18 protein-coding genes are annotated in these 23395 nt (G+C 67.8%); 10 read left to right on the top strand and 8 right to left on the bottom strand.

Annotated features, from left to right (window positions below):
- Positions 1 to 2: 2 nt before the first annotated feature.
- From TSB10P1A_RS20015 to gph, 5 genes are all read left to right on the top strand, one after another.
- On the top strand, positions 3 to 833 hold the full coding sequence (locus tag TSB10P1A_RS20015; RefSeq protein WP_186389708.1) for a carbohydrate ABC transporter permease: 831 nt from the start codon (positions 3 to 5) through the stop codon (positions 831 to 833).
- An 11-nt stretch (positions 834 to 844) separates the two neighbouring features.
- Positions 845 to 1846, top strand: coding sequence for an ABC transporter ATP-binding protein (locus TSB10P1A_RS20010; RefSeq protein WP_186389707.1), 1002 nt, complete (start codon positions 845 to 847; stop codon positions 1844 to 1846).
- Positions 1843 to 2616, top strand: a complete 774-nt coding sequence (locus TSB10P1A_RS20005) for an L-iditol 2-dehydrogenase (RefSeq protein WP_186389706.1) — start codon at positions 1843 to 1845, stop codon at positions 2614 to 2616. The genes TSB10P1A_RS20010 and TSB10P1A_RS20005 overlap by 4 nt, the downstream gene beginning before the upstream one ends.
- A 93-nt stretch (positions 2617 to 2709) precedes the next feature.
- Positions 2710 to 4200: a mannitol dehydrogenase family protein gene (locus tag TSB10P1A_RS20000; protein WP_244293195.1), complete on the top strand. Its 1491-nt coding sequence runs from the start codon at positions 2710 to 2712 to the stop codon at positions 4198 to 4200.
- 180 nt (positions 4201 to 4380) lie between these two features.
- On the top strand, positions 4381 to 5085 hold the full coding sequence (gene gph / locus TSB10P1A_RS19995; RefSeq protein ID WP_186389704.1) for a phosphoglycolate phosphatase: 705 nt from the start codon (positions 4381 to 4383) through the stop codon (positions 5083 to 5085).
- Positions 5086 to 5147: 62 nt separating this feature from the next.
- Here gph and TSB10P1A_RS19990 read toward each other — a convergent pair whose 3' ends face one another.
- Positions 5148 to 6515 (bottom strand): SH3 domain-containing protein, encoded by a 1368-nt coding sequence (locus tag TSB10P1A_RS19990; RefSeq protein ID WP_186389703.1) that lies wholly within the window; start codon positions 6513 to 6515, stop codon positions 5148 to 5150.
- A gap of 181 nt (positions 6516 to 6696) precedes the next feature.
- Between TSB10P1A_RS19990 and TSB10P1A_RS19985 the strand changes: the two genes are divergently transcribed.
- The 5 genes from TSB10P1A_RS19985 (at position 6697) to TSB10P1A_RS19965 (ending at position 14370) form a co-directional block, all read left to right on the top strand.
- Positions 6697 to 8016: a ferric reductase-like transmembrane domain-containing protein gene (locus TSB10P1A_RS19985; protein ID WP_186389702.1), complete on the top strand. Its 1320-nt coding sequence runs from the start codon at positions 6697 to 6699 to the stop codon at positions 8014 to 8016.
- A 1131-nt stretch (positions 8017 to 9147) separates the two neighbouring features.
- A complete protein-coding gene (locus TSB10P1A_RS19980; protein WP_186389701.1) occupies positions 9148 to 9891 on the top strand; it encodes an ectoine synthase in 744 nt (247 codons plus the stop codon).
- A 274-nt stretch (positions 9892 to 10165) separates the two neighbouring features.
- Positions 10166 to 11527 carry a lysine N(6)-hydroxylase/L-ornithine N(5)-oxygenase family protein gene (locus TSB10P1A_RS19975; protein WP_186389700.1) on the top strand — a complete coding sequence of 454 codons (1362 nt, stop codon included), beginning with the start codon at positions 10166 to 10168 and terminating at the stop codon, positions 11525 to 11527.
- A gap of 12 nt (positions 11528 to 11539) precedes the next feature.
- Positions 11540 to 13441, top strand: a complete 1902-nt coding sequence (locus TSB10P1A_RS19970; RefSeq protein ID WP_186389699.1) for an IucA/IucC family siderophore biosynthesis protein — start codon at positions 11540 to 11542, stop codon at positions 13439 to 13441.
- Positions 13442 to 13596: 155 nt separating this feature from the next.
- A complete protein-coding gene (locus TSB10P1A_RS19965) occupies positions 13597 to 14370 on the top strand; it encodes a 2OG-Fe(II) oxygenase (protein ID WP_186389698.1) in 774 nt (257 codons plus the stop codon).
- Between the two features lie 156 nt (positions 14371 to 14526).
- Here TSB10P1A_RS19965 and TSB10P1A_RS19960 read toward each other — a convergent pair whose 3' ends face one another.
- The 7 genes from TSB10P1A_RS19960 to TSB10P1A_RS19930 form a co-directional block, all read right to left on the bottom strand.
- The gene (locus TSB10P1A_RS19960) at positions 14527 to 16101 is read right to left on the bottom strand and encodes an MFS transporter (RefSeq protein ID WP_186389697.1); all 1575 of its coding nucleotides are present in this window, start codon (positions 16099 to 16101) and stop codon (positions 14527 to 14529) included.
- Between the two features lie 253 nt (positions 16102 to 16354).
- Positions 16355 to 17407: an enoyl-CoA hydratase/isomerase family protein gene (locus tag TSB10P1A_RS19955; protein ID WP_186389696.1), complete on the bottom strand. Its 1053-nt coding sequence runs from the start codon at positions 17405 to 17407 to the stop codon at positions 16355 to 16357.
- Entirely contained in the window at positions 17404 to 18414 is a 1011-nt protein-coding gene (locus tag TSB10P1A_RS19950; protein ID WP_186389695.1) for a 3-oxoacyl-ACP synthase III family protein, read from the bottom strand. Before TSB10P1A_RS19950 ends, TSB10P1A_RS19955 begins: the two co-directional genes overlap by 4 nt.
- A gap of 13 nt (positions 18415 to 18427) precedes the next feature.
- Positions 18428 to 19468 carry a hypothetical protein gene (locus TSB10P1A_RS19945; RefSeq protein ID WP_186389694.1) on the bottom strand — a complete coding sequence of 347 codons (1041 nt, stop codon included), beginning with the start codon at positions 19466 to 19468 and terminating at the stop codon, positions 18428 to 18430.
- A 148-nt stretch (positions 19469 to 19616) separates the two neighbouring features.
- Positions 19617 to 21338 carry a cobalamin-dependent protein gene (locus tag TSB10P1A_RS19940; protein ID WP_186389693.1) on the bottom strand — a complete coding sequence of 574 codons (1722 nt, stop codon included), beginning with the start codon at positions 21336 to 21338 and terminating at the stop codon, positions 19617 to 19619.
- 43 nt (positions 21339 to 21381) lie between these two features.
- Positions 21382 to 21654, bottom strand: a complete 273-nt coding sequence (locus tag TSB10P1A_RS19935; protein WP_186389692.1) for an acyl carrier protein — start codon at positions 21652 to 21654, stop codon at positions 21382 to 21384.
- 312 nt (positions 21655 to 21966) lie between these two features.
- Positions 21967 to 23115: an acyl-CoA dehydrogenase family protein gene (locus TSB10P1A_RS19930; protein WP_186389691.1), complete on the bottom strand. Its 1149-nt coding sequence runs from the start codon at positions 23113 to 23115 to the stop codon at positions 21967 to 21969.
- Positions 23116 to 23395 lie beyond the last annotated feature (280 nt).

The following is a 23395-nucleotide window of genomic DNA, read 5'->3' as shown; positions in this document are numbered from 1 at the left end:
CCATGGCGCGTCGAGCCACCGGCACCCGCAAGATCCTCGTCACGCTCGCTGCCTGGAGCGTCGGGCTCGCGATCTTCTTCCCGATCCTCTGGACGATCCTGACCAGCTTCAAGACGGAGGCCGAGGCCATCGCCTCGCCGCCCTCGCTCATTGCCTTCCGCTGGACGCTGGAAAACTATGTCGAGGTCAACGCGCGCTCCGACTACTTCCTGCATTTCATGAATTCGGTGGTGATCTCGCTGGGCTCGACGCTGCTCGGCCTCTTGATCGCCATTCCGGCCGCCTGGTCGATGGCCTTCGTGCCGGCCAAGCGGACCAAGGACATCCTGATGTGGATGCTCTCCACCAAGATGCTGCCGCCGGTCGGCGTCTTGGTGCCGATCTACCTGATCTTCCGCGACTTCGGCCTGCTCGACACCCGCATCGGCCTGATCGTGGTGCTGACCCTGATCAACCTGCCGATCATCGTCTGGATGCTGTTCACCTATTTCAAGGAGATCCCCGGCGAGATCCTGGAGGCGGCGCGCATGGACGGGGCCTCGCTCTGGGACGAGGTGGTGCATGTGCTGACGCCGATGGCGGTGCCGGGCATCGCCTCGACGCTGCTGCTCAACATCATCCTGGCGTGGAACGAGGCCTTCTGGACGCTGAACCTGACGGCGGCAAAGGCAGCGCCGCTGACCGCCTTCATCGCCAGCTATTCGAGCCCGGAAGGGCTGTTCTACGCCAAGCTTTCCGCCGCCTCGACGCTCGCCATCGCGCCGATCCTGATCCTCGGCTGGTTCAGCCAGAAGCAGTTGGTGCGCGGCCTCACCTTCGGCGCAGTCAAGTAAGGACCCGAACGATGGGCAGGATTACCCTTTCCAAGGTGACCAAGAGCTTCGGCGACGTGGCGGTGATCCCGCCGCTGGACCTGGAGATCGAGGACGGCGAATTCGTCGTCTTTGTCGGCCCCTCCGGCTGCGGCAAGTCGACCCTCTTGCGGCTGATCGCCGGGCTGGAAGACGTCACGTCCGGCGAGATCGTCATCGACGGCAAGCCGGCGACCGACCTGCCGCCGGCGCGGCGACGGCTCGCCATGGTGTTCCAGTCCTACGCGCTCTATCCGCATATGAGCGTGCGCAAGAACATCGCCTTCCCGCTGAAGATGGCGAAGATGGACCCGGCCGAGCAGGAACGGCGGGTGCTGGCGGCGGCGAAGACGCTGAACCTCACCGACTATCTCGACCGGCGGCCGGGGCAGTTGTCCGGCGGCCAGCGCCAGCGCGTCGCCATCGGCCGCGCCATCGTCCGCGAGCCGGAGGCCTTTCTGTTCGACGAGCCGCTGTCCAATCTCGATGCGGCCTTGCGCGTCAACATGCGGCTGGAAATCTCCGAACTGCACCAGTCGCTGAAGACGACGATGATCTATGTCACCCACGACCAGGTCGAGGCGATGACCATGGCCGACAAGATCGTGGTGCTGCGGGCCGGCCATATCGAGCAGGTCGGCTCGCCGCTGGAGCTCTACCGCAACCCGGCCAATCTCTTCGTCGCCTGTTTCATCGGCTCGCCGAAGATGAACGTGATCACAGGCGAGGAGGCGAGCCGCCTCGGCGCCCATACCATCGGCATCCGCCCCGAGCACCTCGCCATCACCGAGAGCGGCGGGCTGTGGCGCGGCCGGGTCGGCGTCGCCGAGCATCTGGGCTCCGACACGTTCCTGCATGTGCATGTCGAGGGGCAGGACCCGCTGACGGTGCGGGTGGCCGGCGAGGCGGCCTGGCGCCACGGCGACGAGGTGGCGCTTGCGCCGCTTCCCGAACACCTGCACCGCTTCGACGCCAACGGGCTGGCGCTGCGATGAGACGGCTGGAAGGACGCAGCGCCCTGATCACCGGCGCGGCGCGCGGCATCGGCCGCGCCTTTGGCGAAGCCTATGCCCGCGAGGGCGCCAGGGTCGCCATCGCCGACATCAACCTCGATGGCGCGCGGCAGGCGGCCGAGGCCATCGGCAACGGCGCGATGGCCGTGCATCTCGACGTCGCCGACCAGGCCTCCATCGAGCGCGCGGTGGCGGAAGTCGACGCGGCGCTCGGCGGCATCGACATTCTCGTCAACAACGCCGCGCTGTTCGATCTCGCGCCGATCGTCGAGATCACCCGCGCGAGTTTCGACAGGCTGGTCTCGGTCAATGTGGCGGGCTGCCTGTTCACCATGCAGGCGGTGGCGCGAGCGATGATCGCGCGCGGGCGCGGCGGCAAGATCATCAACATGGCGAGCCAGGCCGGGCGGCGCGGCGAGCCGCTGGTCGCCGTCTACTGCGCCACCAAGGCGGCGGTGATCAGCCTGACCCAGTCGGCGGGGCTCGACCTGATCCGCCACCGCATCAACGTCAATGCCATCGCGCCGGGCGTCGTCGACGGCGAGCACTGGGACGGGGTGGACGCGCTTTTCGCCAGATACGAGGGCCGGGCGCCCGGCGAGAAGAAGCGCCTCGTCGGCGCGGCCGTGCCTTACGGGCGGATGGGAACGGCGGAGGACCTGACCGGCATGGCGATCTTCCTCGCCGGGCCGGAGAGCGACTACGTCGTGGCGCAGACCTACAACGTCGACGGCGGCAACTGGATGAGCTGAGCCGGCTAACGGATGACGAGACCGATGAGCGAACACGCAGCGCCGCGCGCCCTCCCGCGCGCCGGCACCAGAGAGCATGACCCTGAGGCCCCAGTGATTAAAGCGACCACCAGCCTGTCCCTATCGACCCTGTCCGAGATTGCCGGGGCGGATGTGCCGGCCTATGCCCGCGAAGACCTTTCGGCCGGCATCGTGCACTTGGGCGTCGGCAATTTCCACCGGGCGCATCAGATCGTCTATCTCGACCGCCTGTTCAACCGCGGCCTCGACCGCGACTGGGCGGTGATCGGCGCCGGCGTCAAGCCGCATGACGCGGCGATGCGCGCGCGGCTGCAGCGCCAGGACTGGCTCTCCACCGTGGTCGAGCTCGATCCCGGCGGGCTGACGGCGCGCGTCACCGGCGCGATGATCGACTTCGCGGAGGTCGACCCGGCCGCCATCGTCGCGGTGCTGGAGCGGCCCGAAATCCGCATCGTCTCGCTGACGATCACGGAAGGCGGCTATTATGTCGACGCCACCACTGGCGGCTTCGATGCGACCCATCCGGAGATGGCCGCCGATGCGGCAAGCCCGGACGCGCCGGCGACGGTGTTCGGCATCCTGCTGAAGGCGCTGCGCCGCCGCCGCGCCGCCGGCACCGCGCCCTTTACCGTGATGTCCTGCGACAACCTGCCGGAAAACGGCCATGTCGCCCGCACCACCGTGCTCGGCCTTGCCCGGATGAGCGATCCCGACCTCGCTGACTGGGTGGCGGAGACCGTCGCCTTCCCGAGCAGCATGGTCGACTGCATCACCCCGGCGACCTCGGAGCGCGAGATGGCCCTGCTGCGCGAGCGCTTCGGCATCGAGGATGAAGCTCCCGTCGCCTGCGAGCCGTTCCGCCAATGGGTGATGGAGGATCGCTTTTCCGCCGGCCGGCCGCGGCTGGAGGAGGTGGGCGTCGAGTTCGTCGAGGATGTCGCGCCCTACGAGCTGATGAAGCTCAGGATCCTCAATGGCGGCCATGCGGCGATTGCCTATCCGTCGGCGCTGCTCGGCTACCAGTTCGTCCATGACGCGATGGCCGATCCGCTGATCGCCGGCTTCCTGAGAAAGCTCGCTCATGCGGAGATCATCCCGACGGTGCCGCCGATCGCGGGCGTCGACTTCGCCGCCTATTTCGAGCTGATCGCCGCGCGCTTCTCCAACCCTGAGGTCGGCGACACGATCCCGCGCCTGTGCCTCGACGGATCGAACCGGCAGCCGAAATTCATCCTGCCGACGGTGCGCGACCGGCTGGAGGCGAAGGCCGATCTGTCGGGCCTCGCCCTGGAAGTGGCGCTGTGGTGCCGCACTTGCGCCGGCACGGCGGAGGACGGCAGTCCCATCGAGATCGCCGACGAGCGCGCCGCCGAGCTGACCCGGCGGGCGCTGGAAGCGCGCGGTACGCCGCAGGCCTTCCTCGATTTCACGCCGGTCTTCGGCGATCTCGGCCGCGAGCGGCCCTTTGCCGATGCCTTCGCGCGCGACCTCGGCGCGCTGTGGGCGGAGGGCGTGCGCCCGGTGCTCTCCCGCTACATCGACAGCGGTGTGGCGGGAGGCTGAGCGCGCGATATCCGCCCGAACACGGCGGCGCGGCGGAGCACCTCCCTCCGCCGCGCCGTCGGTGTCTTGCTGGGGAGCTTTTCCGGGCATTTCCCGTGGTGCGACAGGTGGGGCTCTCGACCCCGCCGCCGGTTCGTGCTTGTCTCTGCGCCTCGAATAAACCGGCAAGGGAGGGGTGCCTTGGGCATTCAGGACGTTTCGGGGCTGACGGCCCTGCTTTTCGATCTCGACGGCACGCTGGTCGACAGCGTTCCCGACATCGCGGCGGCGACCAACCTGCTGCTGGACAGCGAGGGCCACGCGGCGCTGGAGGTCGACGAGGTGCGCCGGATGATCGGCCACGGCATCCCCAAGCTGGTGGAACGGGCGCTGGCCGCGCGCGGCCGGACGCTGGACGCTGAGGCGCTGGCGGTGCTGGTGGCGCGGATGATGGACTTCTACGGCGACAACCTGACGGGGCGCACGTCGCTGCTGCCCGGCGCGATGGAGGTGCTGGCAGAGGGCGCGGCGTCCGGGCTCGGCCTTGCCGTCGTCACCAACAAGCCGGAGGGCTTTTCCCGCACGATCCTGGCGCATTTCGGCCTCGACGCCGTGGTGCCGGTGGTGGTCGGCGGCGACACCTGCGCGGCGCGCAAGCCGGAGCCGGACATGCTGCTGCATGCGGCGGCCCAGCTCGGTGCGGTGCCGGCGACGACGGTGATGGTGGGCGACAGCGGCGCCGATGTCGCCAGCGCGCGGGCCGCCGGCATGAAGGTGGTGCTGGTGCGCGGCGGCTACACGGCGGTGCCGGTGGAGGAGCTGGGCGCCGACCTCGTCATCGACAGGCTCGACCACCTGTTCGGCGCGCTGAAGCACCTTGCCGAAACGGCCGACGCCCGGGCGTGAGGCCCGGGCGCCGAGGTCGTCTTTCATTCCGTGCCGGCTGGCGGTGATCCGCCAGCCTTTTTTTACCGCCAGCGGCTCCGCCCCTGCCGCAGCCGCGTCTGGCGCACATAGGTGGCCGAGACCCAGCCGCTGTCCTCGCCGTTCATCAGCTCGATCCGGCACCAGGTCTGGCCGCCGACGGCGCGGCAACCCCGGTCGATCAGCACGTCGCCATTGGCGACGCGGCCGAGCACCGGGAACTGGGTGCCGGGACCGCCGCGCACATTGAGCAGCCCGTTGGCGCTGAGGCCGGTCACCTCGAAATAGCTCTGGCGCTCCGGCCGGCCCGGCCGGCCGATGTCGGGACCGCCGATATCGGGACGCGTCGGGCGGTCGGCGATCGGCGGCGCCGGCCGCACGCTCGCCTCGCGCAGGAAGCTGCCGACGACCCAGCCGGTGTCCCCGCCGCCCCGCCGCTCGATGCGGCACCAGCGCTCGCCCGCCAGCCGGCCGCAGCCGAGATTGCGCAGCACATCGCCATCCGACAGGCGCGCGACGATCGGGTGGCCGGTGCCCGGACCGCTGCGCACGTTGAGATAGTCGCGCCCGCCGATGCCCGTCACCTGCCAGAAATCCGGGCCGCCGTCTTCCATGACGATGGTCGGGCTGGTCGGGCTGGTCGGTCGGCCGGGACGGTCGTCGCCGGGACGGCCGGGGCGAAGGCTGGCCTCGCGCAGATAGGTGGCCGAGGCCCAGCCGCCGTCGCGCCCGTTTACCCGCTCGACCTGGCACCAGCGCTGGCCGCTGATCGCGTAGCAGCCGAGATTGCGCAGCACCTCGCCCTCGGCGACGCGCGCGACCACCGGATTGCCGGTGTTGGGGCCGCTGCGGATGTTGAGCGTGTCGCGGGCGCCGACGCCGGTGACCTGCCAGAACTCCGGCTCGCCCGGATTGCGGCCGGTTTCGCGGCCCGGATCGCGGCCCGGTTCCCGACCGGGCTCTCGTCCGGGCTGCTGCGGCTGCGGACGGGTCGCGCCCGGCCGGACGGAGGCGACGGTGAGCACGAAGCGCGCCCGCTCGTTGCGGGCGACGCCGTCGACGGCAAGCCGCACGCGGATGCGGTAGTCGCCGGACTGCTCGGCGCGGCCGTCGAACTTGGCGCCCTCGCGGGCGCCGTCGAAGACCTCGCGCCGGCCGCCCGGCTCGGCGATGCCCATGTGCAGCGCGCGGCTGGAGGAGGACAGGGCGATGCTGACCTCCTGCCCGGCCAGCACCGGCAGCAGGTATTCGATGAACTCCGCCCCGGTGACCATGCCGGAGACCTGGGTGCCGGGCTCGCCGCGCGGGATCTCGATCAGCTCCGTCCGCATCTCCATGGCGGCGGCCGCCGGAGCGGCAAGAGCGACCGCGACCGCAAGCGCAGCCGTGGCAAGGGAACGGAAAACCGGCATGCGTCAAATCTCCTGAACGAATCCGCCGGCGGGCGGCGTTGCCAGCAGTGATTGCGCCGCATTGTGTCGAGGTGTTGGCGCGGATTTCAAGTTTCACGGCGAAATGCCGGCGATAGCGGTTTTCGCGCATTGCCCGGCGGCGCCGGACCTCTATCATCGACACGTCGGAGAGGGAGCCGCGATGCCTGCCTTTGTGCTGATCCTGACCTATGTGGTGCTGGCGCTGGCGCCGCTGGCCCTGGCCGCCGCCAGCGGGCGGCCGCCGCGCCCGGTGATGGACGAGATCGCCAGCGCCATGGCGATGGTCGCCTTCGCCATCCTCCTGGTCGAATTCGTGCTGTCGGGCCGCTTCCGCAGCATTTCCGGGCGCGTCGGGCTCGACGTCACCATGCGCTTTCACCAGCTTTTCGCCCGCACCGCGCTGGCGCTGGCGCTGCTGCATCCCTTCCTCTACACGCTGCCCTTCGCCCGGCCGCTGCCCTTCGACCCCACCCGCCAGTTGACGCTGACCTTCGCCGCCGAAGGGCTGGTGACCGGGGTGCTGGCCTTCGTGCTGCTGCCCGCCTTCGTCCTGCTGTCGATCGCCCGCGACCGCATCGGCTGGCGCTACGAGACCTGGCGGCTCGCCCATGGTCTCGGCGCGCTGGTCATCGCGCTGCTGGTGCTGATCCATGCCCGCCACGCCGGCCGCTACAGCGCCGACCCGCTGCTCTCCGGCCTGTGGGCGGTGCTGACCGCGATCGCGGCGCTGTCGCTGCTGCATGTCTATGTGGTGAAGCCGCTGCTGGCGCTGCGCCGGCCGTGGCGGGTGACGGGCCTGCGCAAGCTCGCCGAGCGCACCTGGGAGGTGGTGCTGAGCCCGAGCGGACATGACGGCATCGCCTATCGCGCCGGCCAGTTCGCCTGGATCCGCATCGGCGCGCCGGCCGTCTCGCTGCGCGAGAACCCGTTCTCCATCGCCTCGGCGCCGGGCGAGGGGCGGGATCTGCGCTTCGTCATCAAGGAACTCGGCGACTTCACCGCAACGCTCAGCGGCATCCCGCTCGGCACCACGGCCTATGTCGACGGGCCGCACGGCAACCTGGTGCTGGAGGGGCGCGGTGGCACGGGCATTGCCTGCATCGCCGGCGGCGTCGGCATCGCGCCGATGCTGGGGCTGCTGCGGCAGTTGGAACTCGACGCCGACCCGCGCCCGACGGTGCTGGTCTATGGCAACCGCCATGCCGGCCAAATCGCCTGCACGGAGGATCTCGCCCGCCTGCGCCGGCAGCATCGCACGCAGGTGGTGCAGGTGCTCTCCGAACCGCCGGACGACTGGCAGGGCGAGCGCGGCATGGTCGACGCGGCGCTGATCGCCCGCCTCTTCGCCGAGCCCCGCCACCGCGACTGGCTCTATGTGCTGTGCGGCCCTCCGGCGATGATGGAGACGGTGGAGGCGGCGCTGCTCGGCCTCGGTGTCGCACCTCGGCGGATCATCAGCGAAAGGTTCCAGCATGACTGAGCCGCGCGCCTCGATATCACGTCCGCGCACCGCCCGCCTGCGCCGGCTCGCCCTGTTCTGGGCGCTCAACGCGGTGCTCGCCGTCGGCATCCTCGCCTTCGCGCTGCGCTAGAGGCGAGCGCCCCGCGGCGGGGATGGCGCCGCCGCTCACCCCGCCCTTGCGCGCCGGTTTCTCGGGAGGGCGCGGGAGGGGGAGGGCGCGGGAGGGCATTCTTTGTATGGGGTTCGCGCGGGTGCGTCGCCGCCGCCGCTCTGGGAACGAATAGGCCCCGGCTCTGCGCTGCGCGCGGCCGGGGTGACGGCCTGTGGATGGGGCGAGGGCGGCGGGAGGACGGCGGCGGAAGGGGCGATGACGGCGGCATGACGGCGGTGGGTGGGGCGAGGCCGTGCTTGCCTCTCGGCTGTCGTCCCGGACGAGGCCGAAGGCCGAAGATCCGGGACCCATTGGCACCCTCAGTCGGCGTGGGGCGGGAGGCCTCTCCTTGCGTTTTCCCGGACGAGCATCGCGAGATCCGGGACCGGGGAGCCACGGCGGTTGCGGGTTCGTTCGGGAGCGCGCCCCATAGGCCCTCGGCTCTCCGATCCCGCATCTCCGCTTCGCTTCGTGCGGGATGACGCGGGGAGAGGGAGGAGCGCGGGATGACGCGGGGAAGGGCGGTGCGCGGGATGACGCCGGAGGGGGAGGAGCGCGGGATGACGCGGGGAGAGGGAGGAGCGCGGCGACGACACTCCGTGTGTTGGGTTCGCGCGGGCGCGTCGCCGCCGCCGCTCTGGGAGCCAATAGGCCCCGGCTCTGCGCTGCGCGCGGCCGGGGTGACGGCCTGTGGATGGGGCGATGGCGGCGGCATGACGGCGGCGGAAGGGGCGACGGCGGCGGCATGACGGCGGCCGGGTGACAGCCGAGGATGGGGCGACGGTGGTGCCTCTTCGATATCGCGGGCCGCCGCCTTGAAGATGTTTTGCGAATTATTTCACCTTGTCCTTGGGGATGAGCGGTATCCGATAGGATTCCAAGACAAGACTAAGACGAAACTAGATTTATACCTTTTGCGGCGAGCGCGATACCGTTGCCTAACAGATCCGGCGCGCTCCGGTAAAGGGGCGGCCGGAGGGCTTCGGGAGGGCTCCAACGTGATCGTCCGTACCTACAAGGCCGCCGGCGATGCGCCGGTTTTCCGCTATGCCGTGTCCCGCGAGGTGGTGGCGCGCACCGACCAGGTCGGCCATGCGGTCTACGACACGACGCTGGCCGCCGGCGCCGCCGACACGGTGGCGCGCGATGCCGCCGGCGAGTTTCCCGCACAGGCGCATTTCTGCCTCGCCGGCAGCGGCACGGTGACCGTCGGCGGCCGCAGCGAAAGGGTGTCGCCCGGCACGCTGGTCGCCGCGCGCGCCGAGGTCGAGGTGAGCTTCGTCGCCGAGACCGAGATGCGCATCTGTACCGTCTTCGGCGGCGAGGGGCCGCAGGAGGCGATCCGCGCGGAGGCCCTGGTGCGCCATGTCGACGAGTTCATCGGCACCGAGCGCGACGTCTTCTGGGGCAATGGCCAGAGCCGGCGGCTCCTGGTCAAGGCCGACGGCTTCGGCTTCGCCCTGTGCCAGACGCTCGGCAATGCCAATACGGACTCGCCGCTGCAATACCGCCACCATTTCGAGAGCTGCTACTATGTCTCGGGCACCGGCGAATATGTCTGGGAGAGCGGCAGCCACCCGATCGACACCAACGGCGCGCGGGCAACCGCCTTCATCATGAACCGCAACGACGCCCACCGCATGGTGGTGCGCGATGCCGCGATCTGCCTCAGCATCTTCAGCCCCGCCATCGAGGGGCATGAGGCGCATGACTTTTCCGGCGGCCGGCCGTCTTCGTATTGAGAGACGCCCTCCAGCGGCCGCCTGGCGCGATTTTCTGCGCTTCCGGTTCACGTACCCGAACGTACGCTGCGCTCCGGTTCTCGCAAATCACGCCATCCGGCGCGCTGGAAAGCGTCTCAGACAAGGCGGGCCGAGGTTCGGGGGCAATCAGTCGCCAAGCCACCCAATGGGCCGAATATAATATATTTCAACTGCTTTTGCCGGGTCGCTAAGGTCTTTTCGTCCGCCGCGGATGCCGTCCGCGTCCCGGTTGGCGTCGCCGGAAGGAGTTTCAATGACGTCGCAATCCGTGCAAAGCGCCGAAGGCCAGGTCTTCGACATCATCGGCATCGGCATCGGTCCGTTCAACCTCGGGCTTGCCTGCCTGACCCAGCCAATCCGCGATCTCGACTGCCTGTTCCTGGAGGCGAAGGACCAGTTCAACTGGCACGAGGGAACCCTGCTGGAAACGGCGACGCTGCAGACGCCGTTCCTGTGCGATCTCGTGACGATGGCCGATCCGACCAGCGCGTTCAGCTTCCTCAACTACCTGAAGCAGACCGGCCGGATCTACGCCTTCTATGCGTTCCTGCTGGACACGGAAAACTTCTTCCTGCTGCGCAACGAGTTCAACACATACTACCGCTGGGCGGCGAGCCGTCTCGACAACGTGGTGTTCAACCGCGAGGTGGAGGCGGTCGAGTATGACGAAGCGGCCGGCCACTACCGGGTGACCTGCCTCAACACCAGGATGGGCCAGCGCAAGGTGCTGCGCGCCCGCCGCATCGTGCTCGGCTCCGGCATGTCGCCGGCCTATCCCGCCCCTTGCGAGCCGCTGCGCGACAAGCTGCTGCACAGCGCCGACTATATGCGCAACCGCGAGGCGGTGCGGCAGAAGCGGTCGATCACCGTGGTCGGCTCGGGCCAGAGCGCGGCCGAGGTCTATCACGACCTGCTCGGCGACATCGACCGCTACGGCTACCGGCTCAACTGGGTGACGCGCTCGACGCGCCTGGTGCCGCGCGAACTCACCAAGTTCACCCTGCAGATGACGACGCCGGACTATGCCGATTATTTCTTCTCGCTCTCGCGCGGGAAGCGCGAGGAGCTGGTGCGGGCGATGCAGGCGATCTTCAAGGGCGTCAATCCGTCCCTGATCAACGACATCTACGACCTGCGCTATCGCAAGCTGCTCGGCGGCGAGGTCGACATGATGCTGATCTCCAACTCGCAGGTCGAGGCCTGCGCCCATGACGCGGCGAGCGACAGCTTCCGCGTCACCTTCCGCCAGGTCGAGGAGGACCGGACCTTCGAGCTGGAGACCGAGGCGCTGATCCTCGGCACCGGCTACCGCTTCCGCGTGCCGGACTATCTGGCGCCGATCTCGGAGCGCATCAACTGGTGCGGCGAGGGCCGCTTTGCGGTGGCGCGCAATTGCAGCATCGACAAGGAGGGCGGCGAGATCTTCGTCCAGAACGCGGAGATCCATGCCGACAGCTACCTGCCGCCGGATCTCGGCCAGTCCTGCTACCGCAACTCGATCATCATCCGCGAGGTGCTGGGCAAGGACTATTATCCGATCGAGCGCAGCCTTGCCTTCCAGCGCTTCGCCGCGCCGGCGGACGGGGTCACCGCCGCCGCCTCGGCCGGCGGTTGACGGGGCCGGACGATGGACGCGATGACCGCCGCGTTGCAGACCATGCCGCCGCACGAGCGGGCGGTGGCGCATCTGGAAAGCGACCGCTGGCTGTGGGCCAACCGGCTGCTGGTGCGCAAGGCGATCTCCGAGTTCGCCCACGAACTGCTGCTTGGCCCCCGGGAGATTGAGCCGGCGGGCGCCGGCCCGGCCAGCCGCTACGTGCTGGAGCAGCCGGGGCTCGGCATCGAGTACACCTTCCGCGCAAGGCGGATGCGGCTCGACCACTGGCAGGTGGATGCGCACTCGATCGAGAAGCGGGTGAGGGGCAAGCCGGCGCCGCTCGACGCGCTGAAGTTTATCATCGAGTTCAAAAAGGAGCTCGGCATTCGCGATGCGATGATGCCGGTCTATCTCGACGAGATCAGCAGCATTCTCTATGGCAGCGCCTACAAGGCGGCGACCAGGCCGCACCGCGCCTCCGATCTTGCCGGCGCCGATTTCCAGACCATCGAGACCGGCATGACCGAGGGCCATCCCTCCTTCGTCGCCAACAATGGCCGGCTCGGCTTCGACACGGCCGACTATCCGCTCTATGCGCCGGAGGCGGCCGGTCCGCTCTCCATCGTCTGGATCGCGGTCTCCCGCGAGCATGCCCGCTTCACCGCGATGGCCGGCATCGACCACGACCGCTTGATGAGCGAGGAACTGGGGGCGGAAACGGTCGCCGACTACCGGGCGCAGCTTGCCGGCGAGGGGCTCGACCCCGAGCGCTATTATTTCATGCCGGTGCATCCCTGGCAGTGGTTCAACCGCATCTCGATGAGCTTTGCCCCGGAGATCGCCCGGCGCAACATCGTCTATCTCGGCCTGTCGCGCGACCTCTACCAGCCGCAGCAGTCGATCCGCACCTTCTTCAATGCCTCGGCGCCGTCGAAGCGCTACGTCAAGATGGCGCTGTCGATCCTCAACATGGGCTTCATGCTGCAGCGCGGCCTGTCGCCGGAGGACATGCAGACGACGCCGGAGATCAACGAGTGGCTGCGCAACCTACTGGCGCGCGACCGCTACCTGCAGGACAACGGCTTCTGCCTGATCTGCGAACAGGCGACGATCAGCTACCGCAACCCCTATTACGAGGAAGGGCTGGCGGCGGATTCTCCTTACAAGCACGTGCTCGCCGCCCTGTGGCGGGAAAGCCCGGTCAACCTGATCCGCCCCGGCGAACGGCTGATGACGATGGCAGCGCTCCTGCATCTCGACCCGCAGGGAGACGCGCTGACGGCGAGCCTGATCGAGCGCTCGCGGCTGGGGGCGGAGGAGTGGATCCGCCGCTATCTCAAGGCGTATCTGGCGCCGGTGCTGCACTGCTACTACGCCTACGACATCATCTTCATGCCGCATGGCGAGAACGTCATCCTCATTCTGGAGAACGACGCGCCGACGCGCATCGTCATGAAGGACCTGGCGGAGGAAATGCGCATCCTCAACAGCGGCGCGACGCTGCCGCCGGTGGTGCGGCGCAACTGCGTGGTGCTGGACGACGCGGTGCGGCTCGACGGCATCTTCACCGATGTCTTCGACTGCTATTTCCGCCATCTGGCGGCGATCCTCGACGAACGGCAGGTGCTGCCCGAGGCAAGGTTCTGGGCGCTGGTCGGCGACTGCGTGCGCGCCTATCAGGCGGCGCAACCGCACTATGCCGAGAAGTTCGCCCGCCACGATGTCTTCGTGCCGGAGTTCCCACGCAACTGCATCAACCGGCTGCAACTGCGCGACAACCAGCAGCTTCTCGACCCCAACGACCCCGACAAGGGGTTCGAATATGCCGGCACGCTGCCCAATCCGCTGACGGGCGGCAGCGACGGCGCGCAGCCCGGCATGCTGCGCCGGGCGATGGGGCATATCGGCACCTATTTCCTCGGCCCCGGCTGAGGCCTGTTTTCTTCTGTCTCGTGCTGGTTGCGCAGATATGAAAACGGACTTTGTGACAAGAAACCCTCTCTGGAATACTGGAGGCGTGCCGTCTTTCGAGCCTTTCTCGAAAGAAAACGGCTCGTCATTTCTGCCTATCCGGGAAGGGAAATACGATGTTGAAGGCTGTTGAGATTTCGAAGGAGCTTAACGCGGACAGCATTCGCAAGCTGATCGCCAAGAACATCGACGCGATCCACGTGCCGGGCTTCTATCCGGAGGATCTGGCGGCCACCTTCGCCGACCGTGTCGCCGGCGATGCGGGTCTCGAAGCCTACAAGGTGCAGAACGCGCTGAAGCGGCTCGGCATGGGCTATGTCGATGTCGGCAAGGACGCGGACAATGCCGAACGCTATCACAGCGAGGCGCTGCGCTCGATCTGGGGCATCCGCGACCTGATCTATCCGAGGCTGACGCCGCTCGACCATTTCCGTCTGCTGCTGGAGGAGGTCTGGCCGGCCGGCGCCACCATCCAGTCGATCGACGGGCGCAAGAGCTTCGTCGGCACCTGCCGGGTGATCGATCCGGGCGCCAAGATGCTGCCGCATAACGACCGGCTGGCGCGGATGCTGACCAGCGGCACGTCGGACCTGACCGGCCAGCTCGCGGTCAACATCTATCTCGACATGCCGCCGGAGGGGGGCGAATTGGAACTGTGGCTGAGCGAGCCGACGCCGGAGCAGGACAAGGAGCAGGAGACCCGCGACGGGCTCGACCGCGAGGTGCTGGGCGAGCCGCGGCTGGTGATCCGGCCGCAGAACGGCGACCTGGTGCTGTTCAACTCGCTGCTGATCCACGGGGTGACGCCGGGCGTCGGCGCGCGCCGGGTGACGATGTCCTGCTTCGTCGGCTATCGCGGCGACGACCAGCCGCTGACCTATTGGAGCTGACGAACCCACTGCACCGTCTTGCCGGAATGAAAAGGGGCGCGCCTTCGAGATGAAGACGCGCCCTAAGTTTGTTTCGGGGAGGAGCCTTCCGCCGCAACCCGGCCCGCTTTTGGCAAAGCGGACCGGGCTCCGCTGAAGCGGCGGACGGCCTTTCGGTTACTCGCCCGCCGCCGCGGCTGCCTGGGCCTCCGGGCCCGCCAGCAAGTCGCGCCGCCGGATCATCAGACCAGAGATGACGATGGCAAGAACCGAAAGCAGGGCGACGATCCACATCAGCACCGAGAAGGCGGAGGCGAAGCTCGCCCGGCCGAATTCGGTGAGTGCCGGCTGGACCTCGACCGGCGCATTGGCAACGGCGCCGGCGAAGTCGCCGCGGGCGATGAAGTTCGCCGTATTGGCGAGGCCGTCGCCGAGCCCGGCGGCAAGCTCGCCCGTGCCGCCGAGCTGCAGCGTGATCGCCGACAGCAGGATGGCACCAAACACCGAGATCGACAGGGTGAAGGAGCCGTGGCGGAAGGTGATGTTGACGCCGGAGGCGACGCCCGCCCGCTCCGGCGGCACGACGGCGGTGGCGACATTGGACAATTCACCGTTGATGAGGCCGGTGCCGATGCCGAGCAGCACGAAGGCGACGACCCACAGCACCACCTCGGCCGGCGGGGCGATGGCCAGCCACAGGAAGCCGGCGGCGATCAGCGCGCAGCCGAAGGCGATCAGCCCGCGCACGCCGAACCGCTCCGGCGAGGCAAGGCGGGCGCCGAGCGGGGCGACGAGCAGCAGCGGCACCGTCATCGGCAGCAGCATCAGGCCGGCCGAGGACGCCGACATGTCATGCACCACCTGGAAGTAGATCGGCAGGTAGACCAGCATGACCCAGAAGGTGATGCTGTTGAGCACGCAGACGAGCTGGATGCCGGTGAAGGTCGGGATGCGGAACAGGCGCAGGTCGAAGGCCGGCTTCCTGACGCTGGTCTCGATCCACACGAACAGCAGGAACAGCACCACGGCGCCGGCCATCGCCGCGACGATGGTGTTGCTGTCCCAGCCGCGCTCGCCGCCCTCGATCACCGCGTAGGAGAGGCACGCCAGCGCGCCGGTGAAGGTGAGGATGCCCGGCCAGTCGAGGCCGCCTGCATTGTCGTCGGAGGATTCCCCCCCCCGCCAGTAGCACAGGGCAATCAGCACCGCGACGATCGGCACGTTGAGCAGGAAGATCCAGCGCCAGCTCAAGAGGTCGACGAGAATGCCGCCGACGATCGGGCCGAAGGCCGCGCCGCAGCCGATCGACACGCCCCACAGCGCGAAGGCCTGGGCCCGGTCGGAGCCCTGGAAGGCGTTGGAGATCAGCGCGACGCCGAGGATCAGCATGGCCGAGGCCGAGAGCCCTTGCGCGACGCGGCCCCAGATCAGGGCTGTCGGCGTATCGGCGAGGCCGACGATCAGCGAGGTGGCGCCGAACAGCGCGAGGCCGATCACCATCACTCGGCGGCGGCCGAACCAGTCGGCAAGGGCGCCGACGGCGATCAGCACCGAGGTATAGGCGATGTTGTAGGCGTTGATGATCCACTGGAGCTCGGAGAAGCTCGCCTTCAGGTCCCGCTCGATGGAGGGCAGCGCGATGGCGACCACCGTCACGTCGAGAATGACGAGGAACGAGCCGAGCGCGGCGACCGCGAGCGTCGGCCAGTTGTCCATCAAGGAGGAACGTTGTGTCGATTGGACTGAGGTCATTGTCTGTTTCCCGAATGCGTTTGCGGAAACGGTCGCCGGTTGACGAGGCTTCCCTCGGCGAAATGCCGTGAAACGACGGCAAGGCGGGAAGGGGCGGGCGTGCGCCGGAACACCGCGCGCGAGCGACGGCGATCCGGGTGCAACCCCGTATCGTTGTTGGATTTTCTGCACCTTGCAGGAGAAATCTAAAGCCCCCCCGGAGGCGGGGGAAATATATAATTCCGCAGGGTTCAGGTGCCTTTGCGACTGATTTTCAAGGGGGGCCGGGCAGCAGCAAAGGCGCGCCGGCAGCGGGCAGGAACGGCGCGAGCTCGGCGGCCGAAAAGCGGTGCGTCGCGGCATGCGTCCAGGCCGGGCGGCGGTCGCGGTCGATCATCGCGGCGCGGATGCCTTCCGAAAAATCCGCATGGATCATGAGCCGGCTTATAATCGCGTATTCGAACCCCAGCGCGGCCTCCAGACTGCCGTGCCGGCGGGCGCGAGCGAGCGCCTCCAAGGTCAGCGCCAGCGCCAGCGGCGAGGCCTTGAGGAGTGCCTTTGCCGCACGCGCGCAAGGCTCGCCGCCGGTTTCCAGCCGGGCGAGGATCTCCGCCACGTCGGGCGCGGCAAAGGCCTGCTCCAGGTCCGGGCCGAAGCCGGGCAGGGCGGCAGCGCTCTCCGTTAGGGACGCGGGCAGGGCGTCGATGCCGTCTTCGCACAGCGCCTCGGCCAGCGCCGGCAGGTCGGCCGAGGCGATCCGGTAGCGCACGAAGCCGAGCGCGGCGGCGGCCTCCGCACTGAGCTTCTCGCCGGTCAGGGCAATGAAGGCGGCGAGCGGAGCGGGCAGGGAGCTGAGAAGATGCGTTGCGCCGGAATCGGGGATCCAGCCGATGCCGCATTCCGGCATGGCGAAGCTCGCCCGTTCGCTGGCGACGGGGTGGCTGGCGTGCAGCGCGAGACCCAGCCCGCCGCCCATGGCGACGCCGTCGATCAGGGTGACGACGGGCTTGGGGTAGCGTGCCAGGGCAAGGTCGAGACGGTATTCGGCAAGGCAGTGGCCGCGCGCGCCCTCGATGTCGCCGAGGGCGATCCGGCCATGCACGGCGGCAATGTCGCCGCCGGCGCAAAAGGCCCGCCCGCCGACTGCATCGATGACGACGAGGTCAATGGCCGGGTCGGCGCGCCAGTCCTGAAGCGCTAAGGCGATGCCGGCAAGCATCGCCTCGCTCAAGAGGTTGAGGGCGCGGGGGCGGTTCAGCGTGATCCGCCCGGCGCGGCCCTGCCGCCGGACGAGGAGGTCGCCGTCCGGCGGCGCGGCGGCGCTCAATGGTGGATCAGGGCCGCCGACCAGGCGAAGCCCGCGCCATTGGAGACAACCATCACCTTGTCGCCGGTGCGGATGAGGTTCTGCTCCACCGCTTCCGCATAGTTGATGACCATGTCGCTTTCCTGGACATGGCCGCGATGCTTCAGCGCGCTGGTGTAGACCTTTTCCTTCGGCAGGCCGAACTTCTTCATGAAATAGGCCTGATCCCAGGTCGAGAAGGTCGGATAGACGTAATAGTCGACGTCGTCGAAGGTGAGGCCCAGCTTGTCGAGCAACTGGGTCATCACCTTGCCGAACATGCGGAAGTTGATCGGGATGACGCCCTCGTTGAACTTGTCCATCTTGGCATACATGTGCAGCAGCCGCTCGGTGACTTCCTCGTTCGGCTGGCGGTTCTGCAGGCCCGGCACGTACCACACGTCGTGCAGCCGGCCGATGGAGATGGTCTCGACGCCGAGAATGCGGGCGCGGGCCGCGTTCTTGCGCAGCACGAGGGCGCTGCCGCCGTCGCTCGCCACGGTGATCGGGTAATAGGTCTTGTTGAGGTCCGGCGTGCGGTCGCCGGCAAAGAGCAGCGCCGTCGACACGTCGTCGTCGGCCAGCATCAGGGAGACGACGGTCTTCAGCGCCAGATGATAGCTGGCGCAGCCGCCGGTGTTGACGGCGGTGGCGAAGGCATTGTCCAGCCCCAGCTCCTGCTGCACCAGGCCGGCAGCCGACCAGGTCGGGCCGACATAATCCTCCGGGATCGAGGTGAAGTCGACGACGAGGTCGACCTCACCGGGGGCGATCCCGGCCTGGTCGAGGGCGCGGCGCGCGGCCTCGACCGCCAGCACCGAGGGCAATTCGTCGGTGACATGGATGTCGTGGATGCCGATGTCGCGCTGGAAGTCGATGTTCTTCGACAGGGTGCCGAAGGGCACGTCCTCGTCGCGGAAGACGTCCGCCACCAGCTTCTTGCCGGGCGGCAGGTAGAAGGCTTCGGAAAGGATGCCGACGTGGTCCATCTGGATCTCCCTGTCAGTATTGCAGCAAGGTGGCGCCGTAGAGAAAGCCGTGGCCGTGGGTCGCCAGCAGCACATGGCTGCCGGCGGGCGGCGCCTCCTCCTCCAGCTCCAGCAGGTTGAGGACGAGGTCCGAACCGTGCAGGTGGCCGCGCGAGGCAAAGCCCGCCGGCACCAGCCGCGCGCCGGTGCAAAGGCTGTCGCCGACCGCCTGCGCGTCCGCCGCCGAGATGTTGGCGGTGAGGGTGCGGGAAATGTCGCCGCCCGACAGACCGTGGCGGGCGAGCAGCCTGTCGACCAACCCCTTGAGCTCATTGGTGCGGTCGGCGCGCTCATGCTTGGCCGCATCCAGCGTCAGCCGGTAGAGGTCGAGCCGGGTCGGATGCTTCATGCCGCCGCCGGGAATGTTGAGCACGTCGTGCAGCGCGCCGGTCGAGCGCAGGGCGGTGCCGAGGATGGCGGCGCGGCCCGCGCCGCGCGCGACGATGACGGCGCTGGCCCCATCCCCCAGCACGGTGAGCGGTGCGTCCAGACCGGCGATCACCCGGTTGCCGGCGATCGCCTGGTCGGCGGCGACCAGCAGCACCCGGTTGACGTCGTCATTGGCGAGGATCAGCGCGCGGGCGAACTTGATCGCCGCATGCAGGTTCGACGAATGGCCGCCGCTATAGCCGAGCGTGAAGGCGCGCTTGGCGCCGAGCTCGGCCTGCAGCTCGTTGCTCATCGACCAGGCCGGCTCGACATAGCGCTGCGGCATTATCGAAAAGTCGATGATCGCATCGAGGTCGAGGGGCGAGAGGCCGGCCGCCTCCAGCACCTTGCGGGATACGGCAAGGGCCATGTCGGTCGGGCTCTCGCCTTCGAAGACATGGACGCTGCCGACGCCGAGCCGTGCGGCGGCGGTGACATCGACCGGCCCCGTCTCGCGGGCGACGATCTCGTCGAGCGTGCAGATGCGCTCGGGCAGATGGTGGGCGGCGGCAAGCAGGCCGACGGGTTCTGTGGAGTGGTCTCTGATGCTGTCTCTAATGCTGTCTCTGGCGCTGTCGCGGGTCATGGCTCCGGCTCCTGGCTGGGAGAGAGGGGCGCGCCGCGCCGCCGGCCGCTTGCCCGCAAGGCCTGACGGCCGGCGGGCAAGGTCGGGAAGGGCGGCGCGGCCGGTGGGGGCGCGGGGCCGCTCGGGCGGCCCTTCGAAAGGGGCCCGCTCAGGCGGCCCGGGCGGTGCCGGTGCAGGCCTCGATGATCTCCGCCGGCACCGTGTGATCGTCGTACCAGCGGCCCGACAGCGGCTTCTTCACCAGCGCGACATCGGCCGCGTAGGAGAGGATCTCGTCGTTGTGCCGGCCGATCTCCTGGCGCAGCGAGGCAGGCAGCCCGCCGTCGAGCTCATAGGCCCGGTCGATGGAGCCGGTGAGGTGGCGCAGGTGGTCGATGCGGTCGTTGACGATTCTGATCGAGCGCTTGGTGATGCGGCCGAATTCCGCCTTGTCGTTGGCCATGACCTGCATCGCCTCGTACATGCTGGGCAGGAACTCGTCGCGCTTCATCCACCTGGTCTCGTAGTTCATCGCGTCGCGCCAGCGCGGCTGGGTCAGCGACTTGCGATGGGATTCAAGATCGCGGTGGAACACCGTGTAGCCGTGCTCTTCGGGCTGCTCGAACCACTGGCAGCCCGGATCGAGGAACGGCACCATGCCGAAGATCGTCGGGATCACCTTGTCGTTGGGGAAGCGCTGCATCAGCCGGCGCGAATAGGCGACCGTCTCCATGACCGAGGCATGGGTCTGCTTCGGCATGCCGATCGTGTACCAGAGATAGAAGCCCTTGATGCCGACATCGAGCGCGGCGGCGATCCAGTCCTCCATCTCCTCGTTGGTATAGGTGCCGCGCCCGGTCAGCCGGCTGATCTCCACGTCATGCGACTGCGGCGACAGGTTGATATAGATGTCGAGGTTCGGCGCGACCTCGGTCATCTGCTTGAGCACCGAGGGCTTGGTCAGGCGGAACTGCTCGAAGGAGACCGAACTGACGACGCCGCTGTCGTTGACCGCCTCCAGGTAGGAAAGCAGGCGCGGGGCGGATTCCGAATAGGCCTGCAGCGTGTAGACGCTGAGCGGCGACTCGGTCTTGGGGAAGGTGGTGATCTCCCGCGCGAGCTGTTCCGAGCGGCGGTGGAAGACGGTCTTCTTCTCCACATTCATCATCCGCTGATAGGCCCAGCGCGAGCCGGAGCACCAGCCGCAGCTCTGCTGGCAGCCGGTGTTCGGCAGCACCATCAGGTTAGGCATGTTCAGCAGGTTGTCGGTCTTGGGGAACATCTTCGACCAGTCGATCGCCACGTCGTTGAGCACGTCGGGCGTGTAGGAATGGCCGTTGTCGACGACTTCCCCCTTGTCCTTGTAGACCATGTTCTGGACGTCGAGGCGCCCGCGCACGCCGCGCTTGAGCTGGCCGACGAGGTCCGCCAGCGGCTCCAGCGTGTCGTATCCGCGGATGACGCCGTCGATCTGCGGGTATTGCATCATCTCGCGGGCATAATAGGTGGAGACGATGCCGCCGAAGACGACGAAGCTCTCCGGGTGCACCTTCTTCAGCACCCCGGCGACCTCGATCGAGCCCTGGCAATGGGGCAGCCAGTGCAGGTCGATGCCGAAGGCGGGGGCGTCGAGATGCTGGAACAGCTTCTCCACGTCGAGCGTCGGATGCTTCAGCATCAGCGAGGCCAGGTTGACGATCTTCACGTCCAGCCCGCGCTCGGCCAGGAAGCTCTTGATCGACAGGAAGCCGAGCGGGTGCATTTCGAAGATCGGGGTGACGTTGCTGCTCTCCTGGCTGGCATACCAGCCGAGAACGAAGTCGTCCCGGTTGCGGAAGTCGAAGATCGCCGGTGCATGGACCAGGATCAGGTCAGCCTTGATGCGTGTCATGGTCGCCATTCCTCGGACGCCGTGGCAGGGAAGGACAGGGTCCTTACGCCGCGGCCGACGTGATCTTGCTGTGACAGAAACCGGAGAGCGCGCTGAGCGTCTTGTAGTTCTGCGAGGTGATCTCGTCCTCGTCGATGACGATGGCGAATTCCTTCTCCATGTATTCGGTGATCTCGGCGATGCCGAGCGAGTCGAGAATGCCGCTGTCCAGCAGGTTCTCCTCCGGGTCGATGCCGCCCGAGACGTTGACGCCCGAATTTTCCAGCAGATAGGCGAGCAGGGTGTTGTGTACGCTCATCAGGTCGATTGCAGTCACGAGCCTTCCTCCTCAGGCTGTCGCGCGCCCGGCATGGGACACGGCGACGGTTGGCAACTCCGTTCGGGCGGCCGCTTTTGCAGTCTCGCCCTTGTGATATGCACAGTGACTGAAAAGATAGTCTTTGAAATTTGGGAAATTTTCCTAACGGAAGGAGCTTATTGAGCAAATATGGCAAGTCAATATCGCCGGTATTACTGAATTTCTATTGAGTTATATGTATTCCAGCAGGCGATATCCGCAGAAGTGACAGGCGGGCTTTGGGGTGGCGAGTGCGGCCCCGTCCGGCGCGGAGGCCGGACGGGACGCTCCTCACAGGCCGAGGGCGCGGGCGGCGATGGTGCGCTGGATGTCCGAGGTGCCGGAATAGAGCAGGCTGCCGACCGCATCGCGGAAGTCGCGCTCCACCTCGTAGTCGGCCATGTAGCCGTAGCCGCCATGGATGACGACGGAGTTCTGGCAGGAGGCGACCCAGGCCTCGCTCAGGTAGAGCTTGGCGAGCGCCGCCTCCATCGGGCAACTGCCCTTGTTCTTCTTCAGCCAGGCGACCTTGTAGAGCAGCAGCCGCGAGGTCTCGTGCCGCAGCTTCATGTCGACGATGCGGTTGGACACGGACTGGAACTTGCCGATCGGCTTGCGGAACTGGGTGCGCTTGTTGGCATGGGCGACGCATTGTTCGACCTGATGCTCCATCGCACCGACGAGATTGGCGAGGATCGAGCTGCGCTCCCACTCCATCGAATTGTTGAAGATGCGCCCGCCCTGGCCCTCCTTGCCGATGCGCGCGGCAACCGGCACCCGGCAGTCCTCCAGCGTCAGCCAGGCCATCGGCGAGGTGCGCAGGCCCATCTTGCGGCGGTTCGGGCTGACCGTCAGGCCCGGTGTGTCGCGGTCGACGACGAAGCCGGTGAGGCCGAGCGAGCCGGCGCTCTTGTCGACGGTGGCGAAGATGACGAAGACGTCGGCGACCGGCCCGTTGGTACAGAACACCTTGGCGCCGTTCAGCACATAATGGTCGCCGTCGCGGGTCGCGGTGGTGCCGAGGCTCATCACGTCGGAGCCGGCCTCGGCCTCGGTGATGCCGTGGGCGCCGATCAGCTCGCCGGAAATCAGCCCGCGCAGATACTTCTCCTTCTGCTCCGGCGTGCCGAACTGGGCGATCGGCATCTGCACGGTCCACATCTGGCCGTTCATGCTGAACAGCAGGCCGTTGTCGCGGCAGCCATAGCCCAGCGCCTCCATCGCCAGCACCGTGGTGATGATGTCCTGTTCGGCGCCGCCATAGGCCTTCTCGAAGGGCAGGCCGAGGATGCCGAAGCCGGCGATCTTGCGCCACAGGTCGCGCGAGAGGATGCACTCGGCATCGCGCTGCTTGAGGTCGCCCTCGTTGAGCTCGTCCTTGGCGAAGCGGACGACCTTCTCCTTGAAGGCCTCCTGCTCGGGAGTGAAGCTGAAGTCCATCTGCGCTCCTCGTTTTGCGTTGGGGTTTTGCGTCGGGGTTTTGCGTCGGGGTGGTGCGGTGGGTGGTGTGATCAGGTCCGGCGGCCGATGCCGGCCGATGCCTTGCGGGGCGTGCCGTTTGCGCGCCGCCCCGGCAGGTGGTTGGATGGCGGGGACGGGTCGTCGGGAAAGGCGCGGGCGCGAAACCCGGCCCGTGCCGGCGCCTCCGCGGAGCCGGGTCGTGCCCGCGGCCGGGTGTTGCTCGCTGACGAAAACAACATTGGTAATCGTGACAGTATTG

It is taken from the genome of Stappia sp. TSB10P1A, from assembly GCF_900185725.1.
Taxonomy (GTDB): Bacteria; Pseudomonadota; Alphaproteobacteria; order Rhizobiales; family Stappiaceae; genus Stappia.
The sequence above is the reverse complement of the archived record's forward strand: the minus strand, read 5'-3'. Positions and strand labels throughout refer to the sequence as shown.

Coding starts and splice junctions, on each gene's coding strand:
- TSB10P1A_RS19940 (WP_186389693.1), bottom strand. CDS start 21,338: ATGACACGCATCAAGGCTGACCTGATCCTGGTCCATGCACCGGCGATC.
- TSB10P1A_RS19945 (WP_186389694.1), bottom strand. CDS start 19,468: ATGACCCGCGACAGCGCCAGAGACAGCATTAGAGACAGCATCAGAGAC.
- TSB10P1A_RS19970 (WP_186389699.1), top strand. CDS start 11,540: ATGGACGCGATGACCGCCGCGTTGCAGACCATGCCGCCGCACGAGCGG.
- TSB10P1A_RS20005 (WP_186389706.1), top strand. CDS start 1,843: ATGAGACGGCTGGAAGGACGCAGCGCCCTGATCACCGGCGCGGCGCGC.
- TSB10P1A_RS19990 (WP_186389703.1), bottom strand. CDS start 6,515: ATGCCGGTTTTCCGTTCCCTTGCCACGGCTGCGCTTGCGGTCGCGGTC.
- TSB10P1A_RS19930 (WP_186389691.1), bottom strand. CDS start 23,115: ATGGACTTCAGCTTCACTCCCGAGCAGGAGGCCTTCAAGGAGAAGGTC.
- TSB10P1A_RS19950 (WP_186389695.1), bottom strand. CDS start 18,414: ATGGACCACGTCGGCATCCTTTCCGAAGCCTTCTACCTGCCGCCCGGC.
- TSB10P1A_RS20015 (WP_186389708.1), top strand. CDS start 3: ATGGCGCGTCGAGCCACCGGCACCCGCAAGATCCTCGTCACGCTCGCT.
- TSB10P1A_RS19960 (WP_186389697.1), bottom strand. CDS start 16,101: ATGACCTCAGTCCAATCGACACAACGTTCCTCCTTGATGGACAACTGG.
- TSB10P1A_RS20010 (WP_186389707.1), top strand. CDS start 845: ATGGGCAGGATTACCCTTTCCAAGGTGACCAAGAGCTTCGGCGACGTG.
- TSB10P1A_RS19975 (WP_186389700.1), top strand. CDS start 10,166: ATGACGTCGCAATCCGTGCAAAGCGCCGAAGGCCAGGTCTTCGACATC.
- TSB10P1A_RS19965 (WP_186389698.1), top strand. CDS start 13,597: ATGTTGAAGGCTGTTGAGATTTCGAAGGAGCTTAACGCGGACAGCATT.
- TSB10P1A_RS19985 (WP_186389702.1), top strand. CDS start 6,697: ATGCCTGCCTTTGTGCTGATCCTGACCTATGTGGTGCTGGCGCTGGCG.